Raw genomic sequence first — 21,343 nt, 5'->3', positions numbered from 1 at the left:
ATCAATATTTTTTCCTCTTTCTGCTGCCATGATCAATCATGACGCTGTTTATCATTGCTGTATGTTTCACAGAATCTGGCAGCAAATGCCGGCGGTTCATCGTTGGCATACAGATGTGAAATATCTCCGAAAGAACTCATACGGAAGCTGGCGATCCCCTGTCTTCTCTCTTCTGTATGAAAGGTCGTCACAGAACTTGGTGCCGCACATGCTCCATGCCACAATACCATAGGTGAAACACTGAGAAGGTGGCTGACCAGCACACATTCCAGACCGAAATGGCAGAAAAATACCAGTGTATCTTCGTTTTCTTTCTCCACCCTGTAATAGTGTCCTTCCCGTACATATCCATGTTTAGCCAGGACTTCATCAAACTTCCCTGTTACATGATCATAATACTCTTTTACATCAGAATCCTGTATTCTTTCGTTCTCAAACCAGTGGTCATACTGATAGAATCTCTCGTCCATTGTCCAGTCCTGGGGAAGCCAGTCCCATGGAATGATCTTACGGTCTGTCACATCCGGCCGGTTGATAAATACGTCAAATTCTTTCAGCCAGTCACATTCTGTGGCTGTGCGGTTCATTTTTTTCAGGGTGCAGGAGGCTGTATCTTTTGCTCTTCCCAGAGGAGAAACATAGAAATCTTTTATCTCCAGCTTCGACAGTTTCTGTGCGAGATACCTGGCCTCTCTCCAGCCTTTTTCTGTCAGTGAATCAATGGTATAATCCGGATCTCCGTGACGTACGATCAGTAATTTCATTGTTGGTTCCGTCCTTTCGTCTTTTCAAATATATCTATTTTCAAATATATCATACCCCTGCATAATTGACAAGAAGCGCAGGCCATTGTGCACCCTGTCCGGGTCTGCGGTATGCCTGCGCTTCGTTACATAAATTATATGATCAGATGGTATCTGTCAGATCAGCTCCGCTGATGGCTCTCTGCCATCTGTTTTCGATAGCTGTTTCTCCTTCGCCGAAATAGGGAAGTCTTTCCCCTTCCAATTCTTCCAGTTTCGGAAGAGCTCCCTGCATATATTTCTCCAGTCTTCGGCTGCAGCTTTCAAGGCGTGTGAGCACCCCACCCAGACGAAGATCGATGAGTTCGTATCCGAATGGTTTCCCGTCTTCCATCCACAGATCCTCTCTGAGATCTTTCAGTTTCCACATCTGAGTGATGATATGTGGGATTTTTTCCTCACTGATGCTCTGCAATGTGGACAGATCATGTGCATCATAGGCAGCTTTGATCTTTACTCCCAGATCTGCTTTCTCGGAGAGCACCTGTGCCAGACAGTGGTAATAGGCAAATAACCTGGTGTAGCAGCCTGCTTCCAGCACACAGCCTTCCAGTTCCTGTGCCAGTCTCCGGTAGTATCCTGCAGCATCTTTTCCCTGCAGATGATAGTCAAAAATTCCCAGAAGTGCATCCTGATACAGGAGATATTTCGAAGGATTCTCGGATGCCAGATTGTCCTTCTCTCCCAGAAACAGCCGGTCAAAACGATCCAGTTTCAGGAAGTTCTCCAGATTTCCACCTGTGGCATTGGCAAATTCCTCTTCCAGAGCTTTCTGGTCGAAATCTTTATGAAATCCCAGATGTGCAAACAGAGCTGCACCCGGAAGAATGGTGTCCACCGGTGTCTCTGTACCATTGTCCTGCCATGCAGTGCAAAGTACTTCCTGTACCTGGTATTTCTTACATACCTGCAGTGCTGCTTTCGTACATACGTAGCTTCTGGAATAGTTTGGCGCAATGCCATTCCAGATCCAGCAGCCTCCGGCGAAAACGGTGTTTGGAGAAAGCTGTTCATGAACCCGGAGCATTTTTTCGTACACTTTCGGATCTGCATTGTAGTAATCCCAGTACACCATTCCAAGATCCGGATCTGGTTTTTCCCAAGTACTGCAGTCTGCATTTTCCGGTACTTCATAGTATCCGCCGCCTGTGTTGGATGTGATGTACATATCGCTCCACATCATTGGTTTCAGGTCAAGTTTTTTACAGATTGCCAGTACTCTGTCACAGTGTTCCCGGATCAGCGTGGAACTCTTTTTGTATCCGTTTTCCTGCAGATAATTTCCCAGTCCAAGCTGCACTGCCTCATCCATTCCCAGATGAACGCGATCAGTATGAAAAGCTTCTTTTACAGATTTCAGCATCCTTTCGATGAACTGATAGGTTTCTTCCTTTCCTACCTGAAGGATGTCGGCAGTGTCTTTGATCTTCTCCCCACCAGGCCATTTCAGGGCATTGTGGAGATGGGCCAGAGTCTGGATACAGGGAACCAGTTCTACTCCGAATTTCTGCGCATAATCATCCATTTCACGGATTTCCGCTGCGCTGTATCTGCCTCTGTAAGCTCCGAAATACGGTTCGTCTTTTACCTCGTAAGTGTCCTCTGTGTAAAGCATCAGCACATTCATTCCCATGCGTGCCAGGATGCGGATCATGGATTTCACTTTCTCCACAGTGAAGACGCTGTTGCGGGAGCAGTCCAGCATCAGACCGTTTCGTGGGAAATACGCAGTTTCCCTTTTTTCATATGTTTCCTGATCCAGATTGTGCAGAAGCCAGGTAAGTCCACGGTAATAATGGGACGGTTTCTGGCAGGTGATCTCTGCCTGTGTGCCGGTTCTCTTTACAGTAAGATCCGGAGCGTCTGTAAAGGTTACTTTCAGTTCTGCTGTCATGCTGTCTTTCCCTGACAGGCAGCTGTGAAGAACCGAGTCCTGCAGCATCAGGCAGGTTCCTTCTTCGATCTGTGCAATGTCCTGCGCAGTTCCCTGAAATTTTATTTTCATAGAATTTTCTCCTCGGCTTGATTTGGTTAAAAATCGGGCGTTGTTACACGCCCGATTCTATGTATGATATGTGATCCATTTAAAGGACTTTTACAATATTCAGATTATCGTCTGCAAGCACGATATCTGCTCTTTTTCCAGGTGTAAGAGAACCTGTTTCCTCATAAATACCGATGCTCTTCGCCGGGTTTCTGGTAGCTGCCAGGATTGCTTCCCCTTCCGGAACTCCCATGGAGATCACACACTTCATGCACTCGAAAAGATTGGTAGCAGAGCCTGCGATGGTTCCGTCTGCCAGAGTAGCCTTACGGTCTTTCATGGTTACTTCCTGTCCGCCCAGTTCATAGGTACCGTTTTCCATACCTGTGGCCATCATGGAATCACTGATGAGAACCACTCTCTCCGGTCCGAACAGGCGGAATGTGTTGCGGACTGTGACCGGATGGATATGGATTCCGTCACCGATCAGTTCCACCATACATTCTTCATTGTCTGCTGCTGCACCGATCATTCCCGGTGCACGGTGTCCCATAGGATTCATGGCATTATAAAGATGGGTTACATGAAGAGCACCCTCTTTCATGGCTTTCGCCGCGCAGTCATAATCAGCACCTGTATGCCCCAGGGAGATCACTACTTCGTCGTGCAGTTCTTTGATAAATTCTTCTGCGCCCTCCATGTTGGGAGCCAGAGTTACTACTTTTATCATGCCATTGGCTGCCTTATTGCATTCGCGGAAAAATTCTACATCCGGTTTGCGGATATATCCTTCCACATGAGCGCCTTTTTTCGCAGGATCCAGGAAAGGTCCCTCCATATTGATACCTACGATATGGGCACAGGTGTCATCCTGTTCTACATCTGCTGCTGTCTGGAAAATAGCCAGAAGTTCTTCTTTCGGAAGAGTCATGGATGTAGGGCAGTAGGAAGTCACGCCCTGTGATTTCTCATACTGAAGGATCACTTTCAGTCCGCCAGTGTCTGCATCTGAGAAATCATGTCTCTTCGCACCGTGGCTGTGGATATCCACCAGTCCCGGAAGAACTTTAAGCCCTGCTGCATCAAGCTGTGTTTTGTCCGTTACTTCTTCCGGTGAAGATACCAGTCTGCCGTTCTCCACATACAGATCCATTACTTTATAACTTCCGTCTTCCTGGAAGACCTTACCATTTGTGATAATCATGAAAATCTACACTCCTTTTACAGCCCCTTCGCTCTGATCAGGCTTAATGCTTCTTCGTCTGCCACTACGGTTACATCCGGATGGAGCTGCAGGATAGATGCAGGAACATTCGGAGTGATCGGTCCATACAGGGATTTATAAAGAGCATCTGCTTTCGCTGCACCTGTGGCGATCAGAAGGATCTTTTTTGCTGACATAATACTTTTGATACCCATAGTATACGCCTGTTTCGGCACTTCGTCCATGTTTTCGAAGAATCTGGCATTGGCTTTGATGGTGCTTTCTGTCAGATTTACACAGTGGGTTTCTTTTTCAAATGCTTCTCCTGGTTCGTTGAAACCAATGTGTCCGTTACCACCAATTCCCAGAAGCTGCATGTCAATGCCGCCTACACTGCGGATGATTTCGTTGTATTCTGCGCAGGCTTTTTCACTGTCTTCTTCCAGGCCATTGGGGACGTAGGTTCTGGCTTTATCAATATTTACATGATCGAACAGGTTATGGTTCATAAAGTATCGGTAACTCTGGTCGTTGTCTCCGGATAAACCTTTGTACTCATCCAGGTTTACAGAGGTAACCTGTGAGAAATCCAGGTCACCTTTTTTATACCATTCGATGAGCTGTTTGTACATTCCCACCGGTGTGGAACCTGTAGCCAGTCCCAGAACTGCTCTTGGTTTCATAATGATCTGTGCAGACATGATATTGGCTGCTTTTCTGCTTACATCCTGATAATCTTTTCCTTCATAAATAGTCATATTTATTCTCCTGTTTTTGTAATTTTCTATATCTTTTTACAGCAGTGTCAGCTGCTGATCTTGTTTCGTGAGTTCATTATAATTCCTGTTGATTTTATTTTCAATAAAGCAGTCTGGTTTAGAATCTTCTTTCAGTGTTTTCCTTACAAATCCCTGTTTTCAACTGGTTTTATGTTGTTTTTGAAATTTCTTTCACATATTTTATATTATTTGAAATTATTTACATTCCTATATTGAAACCAGAGCCCATCGGGTGGTATACTTTAACCAGAACACGGCTGTCTGAGCCGGACATATTTTTCAGGAGGAGCCTTATGACATCTGCCAGACATAATATTATCCCTTTGATCGAATCTTATTACCATACATTTACACCCCTTGAACGAACCATTGGGGATTTTTTTATCCATAATACAGAGGAACAGGATTTTTCTTCACGTACCATCGCTTCACAGCTTTTCGTATCTGAGGCATCTCTGTCACGTTTCGCGCAGAAATGTGGCTTTCACGGATACCGGGAATTTATCTATGAATACAAGCAGATCCTGAAACCGGATGAAGAGGAAACGGTTTCTGATTTCGATATTCAGGAATTCAATACTTACCAGGAACTTCTGAACAAGAGCAACGCGCTTCTGGACAACAGTCAGATCACCCGGATCGTGAATCTTCTGGTTTCCATGCCACGAGTATATGTGTACGGGCGAGGCAGTTCCGGGCTGGTGGCACAGGAGATGCAGCTGCGTTTCATGCGTATCGGATTGAATATTGAAGCAGTTACAGACAGCCACGTGATGAAGATGAATTCTGTTATTCTGGGAAAAGACTGCCTGGTTATTGCCATCAGTGTCAGCGGCGAAACTGCAGAGATCATTTCTTCTCTTCGTGCTGCGAAAAAGCAGGGCGCCTGTACTATTCTTATGACTGCCAGACAGGACAAAGGATACCAGGAATTCTGCGATGAAACCCTGATCTTCGCCAGTAAAGAACATCTGGAGCGTGGGAACATCATTTCTCCGCAGTTTCCTATCCTGCTGATGCTGGATGTTCTGTATTCCCGTTATCTGCAGATTGACAGGCAGAAAAAAGAAGCGCTGCATGAATATACCATACAGTCGCTTCTTCAGTCCTGAAATATGGATGTGTTCTCAGTGAGCTATATTTTATACTTATATTTCGATCTGATCATTCTTTCTCATACAGGAATTCTTCCGGAAGGCTGACTTTGAAGTCTTTCGCCAGAGCGCGGAAATTATCCGGTGTGATGGTCTGGAGTTTGCGTGGAGTCATGGACAGGATCTTTACCAGAATCTCTGCGGATTTCTCTACTGTGTGGAGCAGGCCGAAGGTCAGATCGAAATCCTCTCCGGAACAGAACATTCCGTGATGAGCCCAGATCACCACATCATATTTCTTCATCAGTTCTGCTGTTTTTACAGCAATCTCCCTGCCGCCAGGTACCATCCAGCCAACTACACCTACACCGTCCGGGAATACTACCGGGCATTCTGTGGCTGATTCCCAGAGTTCTCTGGTAAAGACTTTATCATCCAGTGGAAGTACGAAAGTCAGCGCAATGGTATTGGTGGTATGGGCATGGTAGATAACACGGTGTCTGCCGTTGGTAAGTTTCTTCTTTACTTCGTGGTTCATCAGATGTGTGGGAAGTTCGCTGGTAGGTCTTCCCCCTTCTACCAGTCCCCAACGGATCCTGTAATTGGTTCCTGTTTCATCCAGTTCAATGATCGCCAGACATACTTCCGGGTCTACGATAATGTTTCTGAAATATTTACCGCTTCCTGTTACCAGGAAAAATTCTCCTGCAAGTCCCGGAACTTCTACTCCGATAGGTGTCCATTCTCCAGGTGCATTCAGACGGGGCTTGATCATCTCTACTTCTTCAGGTTTCAGACGGTAACTTAAGTTTCCGCCGTTTCTCTCATGCCAGCCCTGCTGATAACCGTCGTCTGCCATCTTTATAAATCCCCGTACAAATTTAGATTCCAGAATTTTCATAATATATATCCTCCCGTTTATGTGGTTTTCTGTTGTATTAATTTCCTTTTTTAGTTGTTTCTTGTTGTTTACGAGTGTATTATATATTGTTTTGTGTGGTTTGTAAACAATTTTAAGAAAAAAACTCTCACAAAACCACACTTTGATTCTGGAGATTCTTTGTGAATCTGTACTAAAAAAGAGGCCACGCTACTGTTTCTGGCAGTAACACAGCCCCTTGACTTAATTTATAATTTTTCAGTTGTTTTTATGTATGCTGATGCAGATATTTTTCTCTGGTTGCAAGTCCGCCTCTGATATGGCGTTCCTGCTTGTTCACATCCAGCACCAGCCGGACCTCCTGTGCCAGTCCGGGATTGATCTGTACCAGGCGGTCAGTACAGTCCTTATGTGCCGTACTTTTACTGATCCCGAACTTCTTCGCCGCCTGCCGTACTGTTGCCCTGGTCTCAATGATATATTTCGCAATTTCCACTGCACGTTCCTCGATATAATCTTTCAAGGATAAGCCTCCGAAGACGCTGTTTTTACAGTGTATGCGAAATTATCTCAACATATGTTATTCCTTGTCAAACAGCTTCAGCAGCTCGTTTTCCGGTAATGGCCGGGAGAAATAATAGCCCTGGATCATGTCTACGCCCCAGGTCTGCAGAAGGTCTACTTCCTCTTTGGTCTCGGCGCCTTCGGCTACGATGTGATAGCCCATGTTCTGCATGACCATTACGATACTTCTGTAGAACACTGCTGCCTGTTCATCGCAGGTTACCCCTGTAAGGAGGGAGCGATCCATTTTTACTACTGAGAAAGGGAGTTTCAGTACTGTGTTCAGATTGGCATAGCCGGAACCGAAATCATCCAGGCAGAGACCAATGCCTGCCTTCTGAAAATCTTCCACTGCCTGGCAGAAACTCTCGCTGTATTCTGTGGCAACTGTCTCTGTGATCTCGAACTGGAAGTACCTCGGGGAAAGTCCGTACTCCCTGATCATATTGATCAGAAGCTGGATATGTCCCGTTTTCAGCAGTTCGGACGGAGACAGATTAAACTTCACATTCTTCAGAGTCTTCATGAGATACTCATGTTCCTTCACGAAACGGCACACTCTTCGGAACTGAAGAAGTCCCACCTGCGCGATCATTCCCTGCTTCTCGGCAATTCCGATAAATACATCGGGCGGGATCATGCCCATGTTGGGATGTCTCAGTCTGCTTAACGCTTCCAGGGTGATATAACGCTCTTCTTTGTTCCAGTAGATCGGCTGATAATAAACTTCAAACAGATCCTGTTCTACGGCAGTCTTCAGGAACTGTTCCACCTCTTTCTCATAGTGGAACCCTTCCAGAATCCTGTCATCTGACTGTATTACCACTGTTTCATCTGTATTTTTTATCAGTGAAGCCAGATACTCAATATAGGAAAGAATGACATCTTCATGTTTCATTTTCCCGCCATCCATAATTCCACAGATGACTGCCGGGAAATCAATTTTCTCTCCGTTAAGTTCGAAAGGTTTCCGGAAAAACTCTTCCATTTTCTGCTTATTTGTTTCATATTCTGCCATGGACTCTGCCACTGCCAGAAAACAGTTTCCGGTGATCCTGAATACCTGGGAAGAACCTGTGATCTCCTGAATTCCCTGTGCAGCCTGGATCAGCATCTGATCCCCCACACTGCTTCCGTATACCTTATTCACCTGTTTCAGCATATAAAACTCTGTTGCGATCAGATGAAACTCTGCCTTCTTGTCCAGTTTTTCCTCGATCCACTTATCGAAATACTGTTTATCAAATACACCGGTAATACTGTCCACATAATCTCCCGGATTGTTGATGGTCAGATAAAGAAAAACCAGTCCCAGTGCCAGCCCGAATCCAGTCAGAAGCAGCCTCTGGGTATACATCTGGATGACCATGCATACTCCTTCAAGCACCAGAAATTCTCCCACAATCCCCATCTTCCGGGTAATATTTTCTCCCCGGTTTCTGATGGCAGAAACAATAACAAGCACTGCATAGGCAAGGGCATAGATATAAAGAAAAATATATCCGGAACCGGTTACAAATGTACCACTTTCATCAAAGTAAAAGAACCAGCCGCTTTTGATATTTCCCAGGATCAGAAGCAGCATCACCACTGTGATCGCAGTACACACAGCTGAGGTTCCGCTGATTTTCCTTTGCTTTTCTCCTGATATGATGCAGACACAGCAGTACAGGATATATGGCAGCATAACGTCAAATAAATATGCGATTGTAATGACCAGCAGAATTACCGTTTCATGTTCTGCGCGGTAATTCATGAACACCAGCGTACTGAGCAGGTCAAGCAGGATATACAGTCCACCCAGGACCAGCACATATGTAAAAGTTCTGGCATTTATATTATATAGTTTTTTCTGTGTGAGAAAATGATACAGAAGTAAGATCACAATGATCAATGCTGCAATCTGAAAATTTATGTTATAATTCACGTGAGCCTTCCTCCTTCTCTTTATTCTGATACATCTCTGTATCTGCTTCGTATTTCCATTCACCCACAGATTTCATTTTTCCGTTTTCATCACGGATCAGGCTGAATCCTCTGGCTACTGATAATCTGTATTTACTGTTCCTGTTATAGTTTCTGATCTGTTCATCCAGTCTTTCCGAAAATACATCTGTATCTGCATCCGGATCATAAACCACTGCTGCGAACTCGTCTCCGCCGATCCTGTAGCATTTCCCATGTTCTCCGAACACCGCTTCCATACATCTGGCTGCTGCTATGACCATCTCATCCCCGGCGGTTCTGCCGATCTCATGGTTTACCCTTCTCAGATGAATGATATCCATAAATACCAGCAGGATATTCCGGTAATTGTGTGCCTCCTGCGTAATGCCTGCAATAAGCTTTTCGAAGGGCTCACGATTGGGCATGCCTGTCATGCTGTCTTCTTTCATCAGCCGCTCATATGCCTGCATTTCTGTTCTGAAATGTATATTCTCTGCCAGATTAGCCACTGCATCTGCAAGGATCAGAACAAGAAATGCCAGAATTCCCAGGGCAAAGATTGCCCCATAATAGGAAATCTGAAACAGCCAGTACAACACAAGGGCCAGAATGCCGCTTACAGATACAATGGTATACGCAGCCATGATATTCCGCAGATCTTTCGCCGGATCCTTCCTGTATTCTTTCCACAGCAGTACTGCTGAGATCCATACCCATATCCACAGAAGGATGTGGGTTACAAAAAGCATGTCAATAAATTCGAAGACCCCCAGATAATTCAGGATTCCCTGGATCAGTGCATTAAAATAAAAAAGAACGATCCCCACATTCAGGATCCGATATTTCTTCATGTTACGCACCTCCTGGGCAAAATGCAGCATGGGCACTGCCAGGATCATAAACATATAAAACGAAATGATGCAGGTGGCAGCCGGATGACTGGTATACATCTGAATCACCGGCGAATCTGTGATCAGCCATGTTCCGCAGATAAACAGAAACAATGCCACATCCCGGAATCTTCCAGCCGGCATTTTCCGGATCTTCAGGTAAACTGCTGTCAGAAATGCAATAAGACTCAGTACAATAAAGCAGAACGCGATTCCCACAATTACCAGGGAACACTCGATATGGTACAGGGTGACTGTACTTCCGCTTCCGATATAGTACTCTGCAATCTCATACTCTCCCCTTTGGGGTTCCGAATAAGTAACTGTCAGAGTTCCTCCCCGGCTGTCCGCGGGAATTTCCCCGTCACAGTCCAGCTTGGATTTCATCTGGGTATTTCTGGGAAATGCCGAATTCTCATACTGATACAGAATTTCATCATTCAGCCGTATCTCAGGTTCATGCTGTGCACCTTTGGTTGTTATGGTTTTTCCTGCGTCTTCTTCTGTAATATTGTCATTATAGAGCACCAGCTTCTTCTGCCCGTCTGCTTTTATTACTGCCGGAAGGGAAATCTCTGTTTTTTCCCCGTTTTCAATATAGTACCAGCCTGACGATAACGTTCTGAACTGTTCCATCGTCTGTGTCTTTCCACCCTTGGCTACTACCCCAAGGACAGCTGCAAATACAGTCAGCACTATGATAAACAGAAACATTTCCAGTTCCTGTCCCCGTTTCTTTTGGTTATATTTCACGCCATTCCTCTCCCCTCTTTTCCTCTTTTTTATTTCCATACTATTTTTTTCCATTATTTATTTTATATGATTCTGTTCTATAACACAAGACCGTAAAAACCTCCGGCTGGCCATTGCCATGCCGGAGGTTTCCCACCTGACTTACATTATATCCTGATTACTTCCTGATCTGAACTTTTACAGTCTTGCTGTATTTTCCATAAACCTTGGCTCCTGTGGAATCCAGCTTGTATGCGCGGACTTTCACATAATAAGTTTTTCTTTTGGAAAGACTGCCGATATTCACAGTTTTGCCTGTGATCGTTTTCTTCTTCGCACCTGAGAATTTGGAGCTTGTGGAATATGTGATCTCATAACCTTTGGCTCCGGATACACTCTTGATGGAAACTGCCATGGTCTTTGCTTTGGAGTTTTTCAGCGTTACTTTGGACGGTGCACTGCACTGGGTAACTTTTTTCCACTTCGCATATAAGGTTACATTCTTCGTAGTCTTATTGCTGATGGATGTGATCTTCTTTTTCAGTCCCTTATCTGTGTACCAGCCGCCGAATGTATATTTCGCTCTGGTCGGGCTGTAAAGTTTCACTGTCTGCTTGCAGAAGCTTGTCTTGTTTGATTTGTTCTGCTTACCGCCATTGAGATTATAGGTGATCTTATTGTAAACCTTAATCTTGCAGGATGCTGTTACACCGCTTTCATCATTAGCTGATGCTGTTATGGTAATGTAACCACCAAGAGCATTTGATTTTACAGTTACTTTTCCAGTGTCATCTACAGATGCATATTTGGAACTGCTGGTCCATTTAACGGATGTATCTGCTGCATCATCCGGTGAAACAGTTGCTGTCAGCTGTACGCTGTTACCTGCCACTACATTGGCAGAAGTTTTGTTCAGGCTGATCTTCTCTACCGGTTTCTTTTGCTGTTCCCTGATCGTAAATTCAGCTTTGAGCGTTCCTGTGTAATTGTCGATACCTTCTACTGTTACTTCTGCAGTACCAATCTCTACATTGTTTTTGAAGGATACCTGATAGTCCACACCGTTTTCCAGATATCTTCCGTTGCAGGTTACTTTCAGATCTGGTGTGATAGCCTCACCTGTCCATTCCTGATCCGGGATTTCTTCAATCCTGGCTTCACTGTCTTTCAGGCTGCATCTGTCAATGCCGAAGTAAACAGTTCTGGAAACGAAATTCATTCCTCCGGAAACCGGAACTACTTCTGCACGGGCTGTACCGAACTCAACATTATCATAGTATCTGATCTGATAATCTTTACCTTCCTGGAGTGTGTTTCCATCATAGGTTACTGTCAGTTCCGGTCTGATGGGTTCGCCGCTGTAAGTATAAGTTGTTTTACTGTCTTTCAGGCTGACTGCTACTCCCACATCTGTAGAAATAGCGAAGTTTCCCTGAATACCAATCACTCTGAAGTAATAAGTCCTGCCAGCAGTGAGGACCATCTTTCCTTCCCTGCACTCGCTTCCCAATGCCCAGCTGTCCAGATTCGCACCATCTGCATTCTCAATATCCACATCTAATTCGCCTTTGACATTGCTCAGCAGATAATAACTCTGTGTCTTCTCCGGTACGAATTTATAACGTTTCTCTGACTGGGCTTCTACCAGCTGTTCTGCCTTGATCTCTTCCTCAGGAAGCATCTCGATCTTACGGGAATAACTGGTCTTGATACCTGCCAGACTGATGGTTCCCTGATAGGTTCCTGTTCCACGGATCGGAACCTGCTCCATATCCAGCCTTGTCAGCCAGCCTTTGGTCTCATTTTGTGTGATCACTTCTGTGCTGCCGTCTACATAAGTAAGCTGCAGACGCACACTTCCTAATATAGAATCATTCACACCGTAATAATAGGTTCCGGTATCTTCCAGAGGTGTAAGTTTGGTAATAGCCTTGGAAGTACTGTATTTCACTGTGATATCTGGCTGTTCCTGTCCATTTTTCAGTCCGGAAAGAACCACATAGTATGTTTTACCTTTTTCTGCTGCGAAGTAAAGAACTCCCGGATTCTGTGATGTCACATATCCTATTCCATATCCCTGCGCAGGTATAACACGTGCATAAGCCTGTCCATACTCTACAGTTATGATCTGTCCGCCCTGGTCGGATCCAACTACTTTATAGACTACCTGTTTGTTGTTCTTTAACTGGGATGCTTTGACCTCATAGGATTTTCCGTCTTCCAGAGTTACCATATCCTCAGGAAAGACAATGGAATAATCCATTTTAGTATTATGTTGTCCGGATGGAATACTAATTGTCACTGAATAGCTTCCTACTTTATCTGTAGTGTAGCGCTGGAATTCGATTCCGGTTTCCATAATATCAAATGCACCGAAGCCTTCCGGTACTGTCACGATCTTCTCTGAGCCATCTGCGAAAGTTACTCTGAACTGTGCTCCTGCAAATGTGACTTCATCCTGTCCATAGACAAACTCTGTCTTCTCCGGCAGCTTCTCTATAACTACTGCTGTCGGTTCAGAATTGTAGGCAGTCATACTGACAGAGCATGCAGCACCATCGATATAGAGATAATACGTTCCTGCTTTCAGTTCATGAAGTGAAGAATATCCATTCATATTCATCCATTCATCTTTGAACTTCGCACTGAAACCTTCTGCATCCTGTCCTGTAATATGAAGCTGATAATAACCATCCGCACTGATCTGGAATTTATAGAATCTGCCATCTTTGGATTCTGCTAATTCTACAGGAGTTTCTCCTAATGTGATCTCCGTTGTATCTGCTTCTGCTACAGTGATCGGTAAGGTCTTTTCTACCGTATAATAATCCTCCGGATCCTCATAAGAAACAGTGATCTTATAACTTCCCGGGAATTTCTTCTGATATCCGTAATTTACATCATTCTTAATCTGAATGCCTGCAGCTTCTGCTTCCTCAGCTGTGAAATCTCTCTCAGTTCCATCTTCATAGACAGCTTTGACGATCATTCCTTCATAGGAAATGGCTTCTTCATCCGGCTGATATTCTGTCTTGGACGGAGCTGTCAGTTCCAGGTCTACGATACCGCTGTTTATATTTTTTCCGGAAAGCTTAACGGAAATATCTGCAAAGGATTCCTCCGGTGAATAGACAACGAAATAGTACTTTTTGTCTGCACGGAGTCTATAGGAAGAATAATTTTCTCCTTGTGATTCTCCGTTCTCATCTGCCATATACCATCTTACCTTTGTGCCGCCTACAGTAGTACTGTCTGCAATATTTTTAAATGCTGCTGACAGTTTGTAACTTCCGGTTTTCTCCGGTGTATAAGAATATACATGGTACGGACTGCTCTCAGTAATGCTGAATACTTCTTCTTTTTCCAGAGTCAGAGGATCTGCATTCATTTCAGAAAGTTTCTTAACATTGATCGTGAACGGAACTTTCGCATTGCTCATGGTAAGATATAACTGATTCTCACCCAATGGCAACCCTGAAACATCATAGACTGTTGTGCCATCTTTGTCTTTAATGCTGGTGTATTTCAGATACATACCATTGTAGTCTTCTGCTTCTGTCACTTTCTGAGTACCATCTTTATAAGTGATACGTATTACCATACCCTTAAGATTTACAGACTGTTCCATTCCCTGCGGATACTCTGTGATCTCCGGCTGGCTGATGATCTCCAGGTTCTGGATCAGTCCACTGGACGGGATCTGATCATACCAGAAAACATTTTCCTCCTCATCATCATCCACATAACCGTTTTCCAGGCAGAGATAGTAGTCTTTGCCATTGAAATCCCAGTCATCACCCTGATCAAACCGCAGATTTGTTTCATTGCCGTCGCTGTCATAAATGCAGTCCGGATTCCATCTGTACTGATTACAGTATGTATATCTGCCCTTCAGGTCGGAAGGAAGCTTCACATACAGATATGTTCCGCTGTTTGTATACTCACCGATTTCATTTCCAATGGTTTCTCCTGGTTTGAGAGTCTTTGTGTTTTCCTTCAGATAGTCCCTGAAGCTCTTTACAACGATCGGATATTCTGCTGCTGTCTGACCCTGATAGAGGACTTTCGCAGTATATTCGCCCGGTATGATATAATAATCATCTTCGTCATACTTAAATTCTGCACTGATCTCAAACGGGAATTCATCGTCATCATCATAGGAATACACTACTGTTTCACCATCTTTATTCTTCGCACTGATCTTCAGTCCTGCAGCCGGAAGACGGTTTGTATTCAGATCTCTATCTGCAGCATGGGAGAAGAAGGTTGTTTTTACAGGTGCAGATATTAACTGGAAATCAGATAATTCTTCTGTTTCCTGTTTACTTCCGTCAGAAACCTTTACGGAACAGGACGTACCGTTGGTTCTTACCCGCAGATAATATTTCGAACCTTTTTCCAGTTCATAGGTGATGCGGAAATTCATTCCATCTCCGCTGTCATCATTGCTGGTAAGACAGTCTCCATTTTCAGAATACAGATATCCAAAAGGATCGCCCTCACCTTTGGAGAGGAAAGTGTACTCCCCGTCTTTCTCAGCTGTGAAGCTATATACGTTATCTGTTTCTACCTGTTTATCCGTATTGACAGTCAGGGCTTCGATTCCTTCACCCTTACTTAAATATTCACTGAAAGGAATCCAGGTCAGAGGAACTTCTGCAATGTTCTCTTCACCCATGGTCAGGATCATAACAACAGTCTGTTTAGAGGTTCCTTCTTTAGAATCATATTTATACTCCCATTTCAGGTATCCTGACAGTTTATCTCCCAGACGTCCGGTGTCTCCATAAGACAGGGTTTCTTTCTCTCCATCAGAATATTCTGCTGTAACTTCCAGGCCTTTCATGATCTGACTTGCATTTTCCGGATCTGTCTCACCATTGTCACAGTCAACATACTCGATCAGTGTTGTACTTGTCGGAGGTGTAGTAACTGACGCATTCTTAAGCACTACATCCAGCTGCTGCGGTGTTACCAGTGCTTTAATATCCATATTTCCTGTGTTAGCCAGTGAGAAATAGAATTTCTGTCCTTTTTCCACTCTGACATGATGACTGTATTTATTTCCCTGTTCGTCAAACAATGCTAGATCTGCCTCAGAATGGCTCTGATATTTCACACCATAATATCCTGTTTCCGGTGCAGTCACACAGTATGCGACAGAGGTATCTACAGGAATCGTCACTGCGGTTCTCTTTCCGGCCTGGAGTTCCTGTGCATGGTCTTTCATATAGTCCATAGCAGAGAGTACTTTGATCGTATAGTCTGCGCTTACAGAATCTGAGGAAACTTTCAATACATAAGTTCCCGGCTTCTCCCGGTCTACATCCGGAATATCTATGCTGAGAGAATATCCGTCTGCAGTTGTATCTCCCCAGCCGATCGTCTCTTCTGAGCCGTCACTGAAATGCAGGGTAGCATTCAGTTTCTTTGCCATCTTTTCCAATCCACTGTAGGACAAATCATCTATCCCAATATATTTCTGTGTTTCTGTGGAATCCAGGGTAATGCTCTTCAGACTGCGGATCTCCTGCAGGGACAGTGTGCTCTTGCTATAAGTAGCGGAATACGGACGTGCCAGGTAATAGTAGGTTTTTCCTGCTTCCAGTTCCGCCCGAACACTGAAGTTGCCATTTCCACCGTTATCATCATCTTCGCTCAGGATGAAACCCTTATTATCCAGAAGATATCCGTAAGTATCCAGATAATTTTCGTCATCTTCATCCTCTACGACTGTTTTGGATGAGAAAATATATTCGGCTGTATTGGAAGGAACGAATTTATACAGATATCCTCCATATCCGTTCCAGGTGACTGCTTTTTGGTTCCCTGACGCAATAGCTTCTACAGACGTTCCCGACTCTGTAATATAAGAAGAAATACTCTTAAAAGTCAATGGAATGTTGTCAGTTAATGCCTCTCCGTCGTAGGATACCCGGAGATTTCCTTCCCACACAATTCCGTTTTCTTCTGTGTCTTCTTCTGACCAGTCAGCATAAGCGAAAATTTGGGTCTTTCCATCACGTCCGGTCATGCCCGGAGTCAGTTCTTCTGTTTCGCCGTCTGAATAAGTCACACGTACTTTCAGACCATCCAGCTTCATACTATCATTATTCGGAGTATTATTGATTTTACAGTCGATTCCCTCTATATATTCTGTGTCAGAAGGTCCGCTTACTAATTCCAGACTTTTTACCATATAGGGTTTGCTGGATGCAGTGATAAAGAATTTATATCCACAGTATCCATAGTTCTGTAAATTAACATATATACTGCAGCCCTTTTGCAGTTCTACAGTTTCACCGGTGTATTCCCCATCTTCATCCAGATATGACACACTATAATTAATATCCGGATCATATTCTCCATCCAGATCTGTACCGTCATAATCAAATGTATAAATACCATCTTCCGGAGCAGTAAACTTGAAGTAGTAATCTTCATAAGATTCATCTACCTGGATCTCAGCCTTTTCGCCCAGCATCATCTCTACTGCACTGGCTTTGGCCTGCTCCCACCTGTCATCTACTTCATCGTCGTCCTCGTCTTCGTCGTCACTGTCAAAAGCAGTCACTGCATCTCCTGACTCATTCTGCTGAGGAGCCGTAAATTCTGTCCCCAAAGATTCACTCTGTTCCGGATCTGTGAATTCAGAAACTGTTTCATTTCCATCTGTCAGGGAAACGTCCTGCTCCTGTGAACCACTCTCTTCTACTACGGTTTCTGTTTCCTGGACTTCCTCCGGCCCTGCCGAAAATTCCGCACCGCTGGCTACTGCCACCGGTCCTTCTACACTGCCTGCTACCATGGCTGCAGTCAGAAGCCATGCAAGGTTCTTTTTCTTCATACCTCTGCCTCCTTTTTCTCTTTCTTCCCTTTCTTTCATACAAGATCCATTGAAAATCGCCTGCGGCGATGGGATTTTGACTTATATCTGCCTGATTTACAGGCTATATTTCCGTAGGCAATTATAAATTCAGTATACCGGCTGAATCTATAATTGTCTACTGTAAAAACTGATGTTTTTTTTGCTGTTTTCAGATTTTTTCTGAATAAACTATTTTGATACTTTAACACTCTTTACTGCGCTCCAGTCAGAGTAATACTTTTTGCCGGATACCGTCTTATAAGTGCGTATCCGTACATAATAGGTTTTACCCTCCTTCAGATCAAACCTGTTTGTTCTATAATTTTCCTGTTGCGATATAAAAAAGTACAGAGCAAGCGGTTGTTTGTTCTGTACTTCTTGATGCCATTAATATTAATTATTTTAAGTGTTTTAATAATAACATTATATGTTTTTTAGTTTTTTAGTTCAAAATTGCAAGGTATAAAAGGAATATTCTTTTGTTTTTATACGCAATACTCCAACCCACTCAGAAATTAACTGATAATTTCTAGAAAATCTGATTTCTCTACCTTTTATTCTTTTCCAGTTTATACATATAAAGAATTCCGGTGGCATCTGCCAGTATCCAGCCGATGGGGACAGACATCCAGATTCCGGTCACTCCTACTGCCGGAATGGCAGAAAGTACATATGCCAGCACAACTCTCGTTCCTCTGTGGATCCGGTCTTTTTTTCCTGCCCCGAAATTCTGCGCCACAAATGTGGAAAAGGCATTTCCGAAATCCTGCACCGGCATGTAGGCAAAAGAGTCAATTTTCACTGCTGCTGCGAAGGCTGCCATAACTGCAGTTCCGAAACTGTTTACCAGCCCCTGAACCATCAGGATACCCAGATTCATAATAGACTGCTGCCCCTTTTACTCCCCAGTGAAAAACCAGCACAAATGCCAGAAAAAAGCTCTTTTTCAGCCGTTCTGTATTTCCTGCACCGAACTGCATGGAGAAAAATGCGCTGCTTCCCATACAGAGTCCCAGGATAATGGAGGTAAGAAATACCATCAAAGTATAGGCAGATCCCACTGCTGCCAGCGCATCTGCTCCCAGAAAGCGCCCTACGATCAGGGTATCCGCTATGTTATAGCATTGCTGCAAAAGATTTCCTATCATAAGAGGAAAAGCAAATTTCAGAAGATTTCCTGTTATATTGCCTTCCGTAAGATTATATTACATAGTTAAAAACCTGCTTTACTTCTGTTTTATCTGCTTGGGATTACAGAATATATTTCTTTAATGCAGTGGTAAACTGTTCGATCCGTTCTTCTGCGATCTCTCTCAATGTAACGTCCTGCATACTCTGGATATATCCCTGTTCCTGTTTATATAACCATTTATTCACAGATGAACTGATCTTTTCGTAATGATTTGCTTTCACCCAGTCTTCAAAGCTGATCGGTGTGGCATATCCCAGTTTTTCGTCCAGCAGCGCTTTGAAATCAATCTTGTCTGCACGCGCCAGCATTTCTTTCCAGAATTCCAGAACTTCCTCTACATGCTCATGGATCTCATAACGTCTCGCACCTCCGTCATAGATGATGCATTTCTCAAACAGTGGATTTCTCATAGATAAAGTCTCTCTTCTGAATTGCGGTGCAATGATGCCGTCTTTCCAGTAGAAATCTACATCCGGAAGATTGATTCCTGATACACCTTTGTCCTGGTAAGTGCTGAAGATTCCTTCATAATATACCGTGATAAATCCCTCAAACTCCGGCCAGAACTCACGAATCTCTTTTGTCAGGCGCTCAAGAATCTTAATTCCTGTAGTTCCTCCGATTGTAAAGATAATAATATTACGGAGTCTTGCTCCGTGTTCTCTGTAGAAATCTGTCACATAACGTAAGCAGTGGATCAGAGTCTCACCTGTAGCAATGATATCACCGATCAGCAGTGTGCTGTCCGGCACCATAGTCAGCTTGCTGTATTTGATCTCCAGGCCTGCGATCTCATCTTCATTAAACACACGCTCGCTGGAAAGAAAGCTGATATCATGAACGCGGATATGCTCTCTGTAGCAGCTCTCTTCAAGCGGGTAGTTTAACGCACCGCGAAGGATTGAGAGAATGTTTGCTGTTGTGACTTTCTTCTGCTCCTTGAAGTAGTAAAGCATCTGAGAAGTGGACGGGATCAGGCAATGATATACCTCATATCCAACTACCTCCGGTGTATTCAAAAGCTTTCTGGTTTCTGCTTCAGAAACCACATAATATTCATTCTCGTAGTTTCCGCCCTCCAGACGATAGCAGTCTACGCCCTGCTCTGAAAACTCCGGCACCAGTTTTACATCATTCCAGTTTTCCATTTACTTATCCTCCATCTTCTCTTATGTACCACATCAGTAAAACAGCCAGCTTTTTCCATTCCCAAAAGCCAGCTCCTGTTAGAAATAATAGTAGGCTAAAGTGGTGTTATTGTCAACCCTGTAAACTGGCATTTTGGTTGTATTTGCTATTAATATTATTTACTTTTATAGGAATAGTTATTGGAGATTTGAATATATTTTATAGTATATGATTGCAAATATATTCTAAGATAATCCACAGCTGGAATTTAGTTTTTCATTTAAGTATGTGCAATTCATCCCATCACCTATAGAGGTGAGGGAATTCTTGCTACGGTTGTTAAACTGAATCAGTACTTTACAATAATCAAGCGGATATTCGCAATCCGCTTCGCTACTTGCTCATAACCGAATAACTGCTCCGCAGTTTATCAGATCAAATTTGTCCATAAAATTCCGGTAGAAAGTCTGCCTGGTAACTCCACAATTTTCCGTGATCTGCTTCACCGTAATGTTATCTACAGACATTGTTTTCATACATTCTTTCATTGACTGTGCAAGACGATATTTCGTTTTCACTCCTTTGCCCGTTTCATTTATCATATCCATACAAATTCCTCTCACAGATAAAACTTACTACATTTATTATATCAATTACTGCCCTGTATTTCCAGCGCAGTTTCTGTTTAAAATGCATACTTTTTTACCTCAATAACTCTGTCTTTATTTACTTCAAAATGTTATAATCATGACAGATTAAAGACAAACAATCCAACTTAAGAAGGGAGACTTTTTTATGGATTTAATAAAGGAAGCACTTTCCATGGGATTCGCAAATGCAGCGATCATGGATACAAAAGACCTGGTATTTGTACCGGAATACAGACAGTTCTGCGAGGACAATCTCTGCGGAAATTATAACCTGGTTCCTGCATGTCCGCCTGCCTGCGGCACTGTTGAGGAAATGCAGGAGAAAGCAATGAAATATGAGAAAGCGCTGGTTCTCCAGACGGTTCTGAAAGATCCGGTCATGGATCCGGTTCTTTTCAAACAGGCGAAGCATGCACAGAATATCCTTACCGAACAGCTTGCCAAATGGATGCAGGAAAATGGAAAAGAAGATGTCCTGATCATGAGTGCAGGACCGTATAAGAATTGTTCCTGTATGTCTGCTTACAGTGTGGATGCCCAGAAAATGGCTGACGCAGTTGGTATGGTCTGCTGGGCAGATGACTCAGATGTGAGATTCTTTACACAGATTCTGTTTCATGAAGATTAG

Annotated in this window: 12 protein-coding genes and 2 pseudogenes; 2 read left to right on the top strand and 12 right to left on the bottom strand. The window is 43.7% G+C overall.

The annotated features are described in order from the left end of the window. Positions 1-32 precede the first annotated feature (32 nt). From R8695_RS01035 to nagB, 4 genes are all read right to left on the bottom strand, one after another. Entirely contained in the window at positions 33-764 is a 732-nt protein-coding gene (locus tag R8695_RS01035) for a histidine phosphatase family protein (RefSeq protein ID WP_118509652.1), read from the bottom strand. Between the two features lie 142 nt (positions 765-906). Further along, entirely contained in the window at positions 907-2,808 is a 1,902-nt protein-coding gene (locus tag R8695_RS01030; protein WP_243139547.1) for a beta-N-acetylhexosaminidase, read from the bottom strand. Positions 2,809-2,887: 79 nt separating this feature from the next. After that, a complete protein-coding gene (gene nagA, locus R8695_RS01025) occupies positions 2,888-3,991 on the bottom strand; it encodes an N-acetylglucosamine-6-phosphate deacetylase (protein WP_154780596.1) in 1,104 nt (367 codons plus the stop codon). A gap of 17 nt (positions 3,992-4,008) precedes the next feature. Continuing rightward, a complete protein-coding gene (nagB, locus tag R8695_RS01020) occupies positions 4,009-4,749 on the bottom strand; it encodes a glucosamine-6-phosphate deaminase (protein ID WP_118509650.1) in 741 nt (246 codons plus the stop codon). A gap of 314 nt (positions 4,750-5,063) precedes the next feature. Between nagB and R8695_RS01015 the strand changes: the two genes are divergently transcribed. Next, entirely contained in the window at positions 5,064-5,882 is an 819-nt protein-coding gene (locus R8695_RS01015; protein ID WP_118509649.1) for a MurR/RpiR family transcriptional regulator, read from the top strand. Between the two features lie 52 nt (positions 5,883-5,934). Here R8695_RS01015 and rhaD read toward each other — a convergent pair whose 3' ends face one another. The 8 genes and pseudogenes from rhaD to R8695_RS00975 form a co-directional block, all read right to left on the bottom strand. Continuing rightward, a complete protein-coding gene (gene rhaD, locus R8695_RS01010) occupies positions 5,935-6,765 on the bottom strand; it encodes a rhamnulose-1-phosphate aldolase (protein ID WP_118509648.1) in 831 nt (276 codons plus the stop codon). Positions 6,766-7,012: 247 nt separating this feature from the next. Continuing rightward, on the bottom strand, positions 7,013-7,267 hold the full coding sequence (gene spoIIID, locus R8695_RS01005) for a sporulation transcriptional regulator SpoIIID (RefSeq protein WP_154780597.1): 255 nt from the start codon (positions 7,265-7,267) through the stop codon (positions 7,013-7,015). Between the two features lie 57 nt (positions 7,268-7,324). After that, on the bottom strand, positions 7,325-9,235 hold the full coding sequence (locus tag R8695_RS01000; RefSeq protein WP_167829770.1) for an EAL domain-containing protein: 1,911 nt from the start codon (positions 9,233-9,235) through the stop codon (positions 7,325-7,327). Further along, positions 9,225-10,898, bottom strand: a complete 1,674-nt coding sequence (locus R8695_RS00995) for a GGDEF domain-containing protein (RefSeq protein WP_308418851.1) — start codon at positions 10,896-10,898, stop codon at positions 9,225-9,227. Before R8695_RS00995 ends, R8695_RS01000 begins: the two co-directional genes overlap by 11 nt. A gap of 157 nt (positions 10,899-11,055) precedes the next feature. Further along, on the bottom strand, positions 11,056-17,724 hold the full coding sequence (locus tag R8695_RS00990) for an InlB B-repeat-containing protein (protein WP_167515481.1): 6,669 nt from the start codon (positions 17,722-17,724) through the stop codon (positions 11,056-11,058). A 568-nt stretch (positions 17,725-18,292) separates the two neighbouring features. Then, positions 18,293-18,929, bottom strand: a pseudogene (locus R8695_RS17610) (MATE family efflux transporter). A 67-nt stretch (positions 18,930-18,996) separates the two neighbouring features. After that, positions 18,997-20,085 (bottom strand): hypothetical protein, encoded by a 1,089-nt coding sequence (locus R8695_RS00980; RefSeq protein ID WP_154780601.1) that lies wholly within the window; start codon positions 20,083-20,085, stop codon positions 18,997-18,999. 405 nt (positions 20,086-20,490) lie between these two features. Next, positions 20,491-20,664 (bottom strand): annotated as a pseudogene (locus R8695_RS00975) (TetR/AcrR family transcriptional regulator); the annotation flags it as partial. 196 nt (positions 20,665-20,860) lie between these two features. Between R8695_RS00975 and R8695_RS00970 the strand changes: the two are divergent. Beyond that, positions 20,861-21,343: a DUF2284 domain-containing protein gene (locus tag R8695_RS00970; protein ID WP_154780602.1), complete on the top strand. Its 483-nt coding sequence runs from the start codon at positions 20,861-20,863 to the stop codon at positions 21,341-21,343.

It is taken from the genome of Blautia luti, assembly GCF_033096465.1.
GTDB classification, from domain to species: domain Bacteria; phylum Bacillota; class Clostridia; order Lachnospirales; family Lachnospiraceae; genus Blautia_A; species Blautia_A luti.
This window is presented reverse-complemented; position numbering and strand designations above follow the sequence as displayed.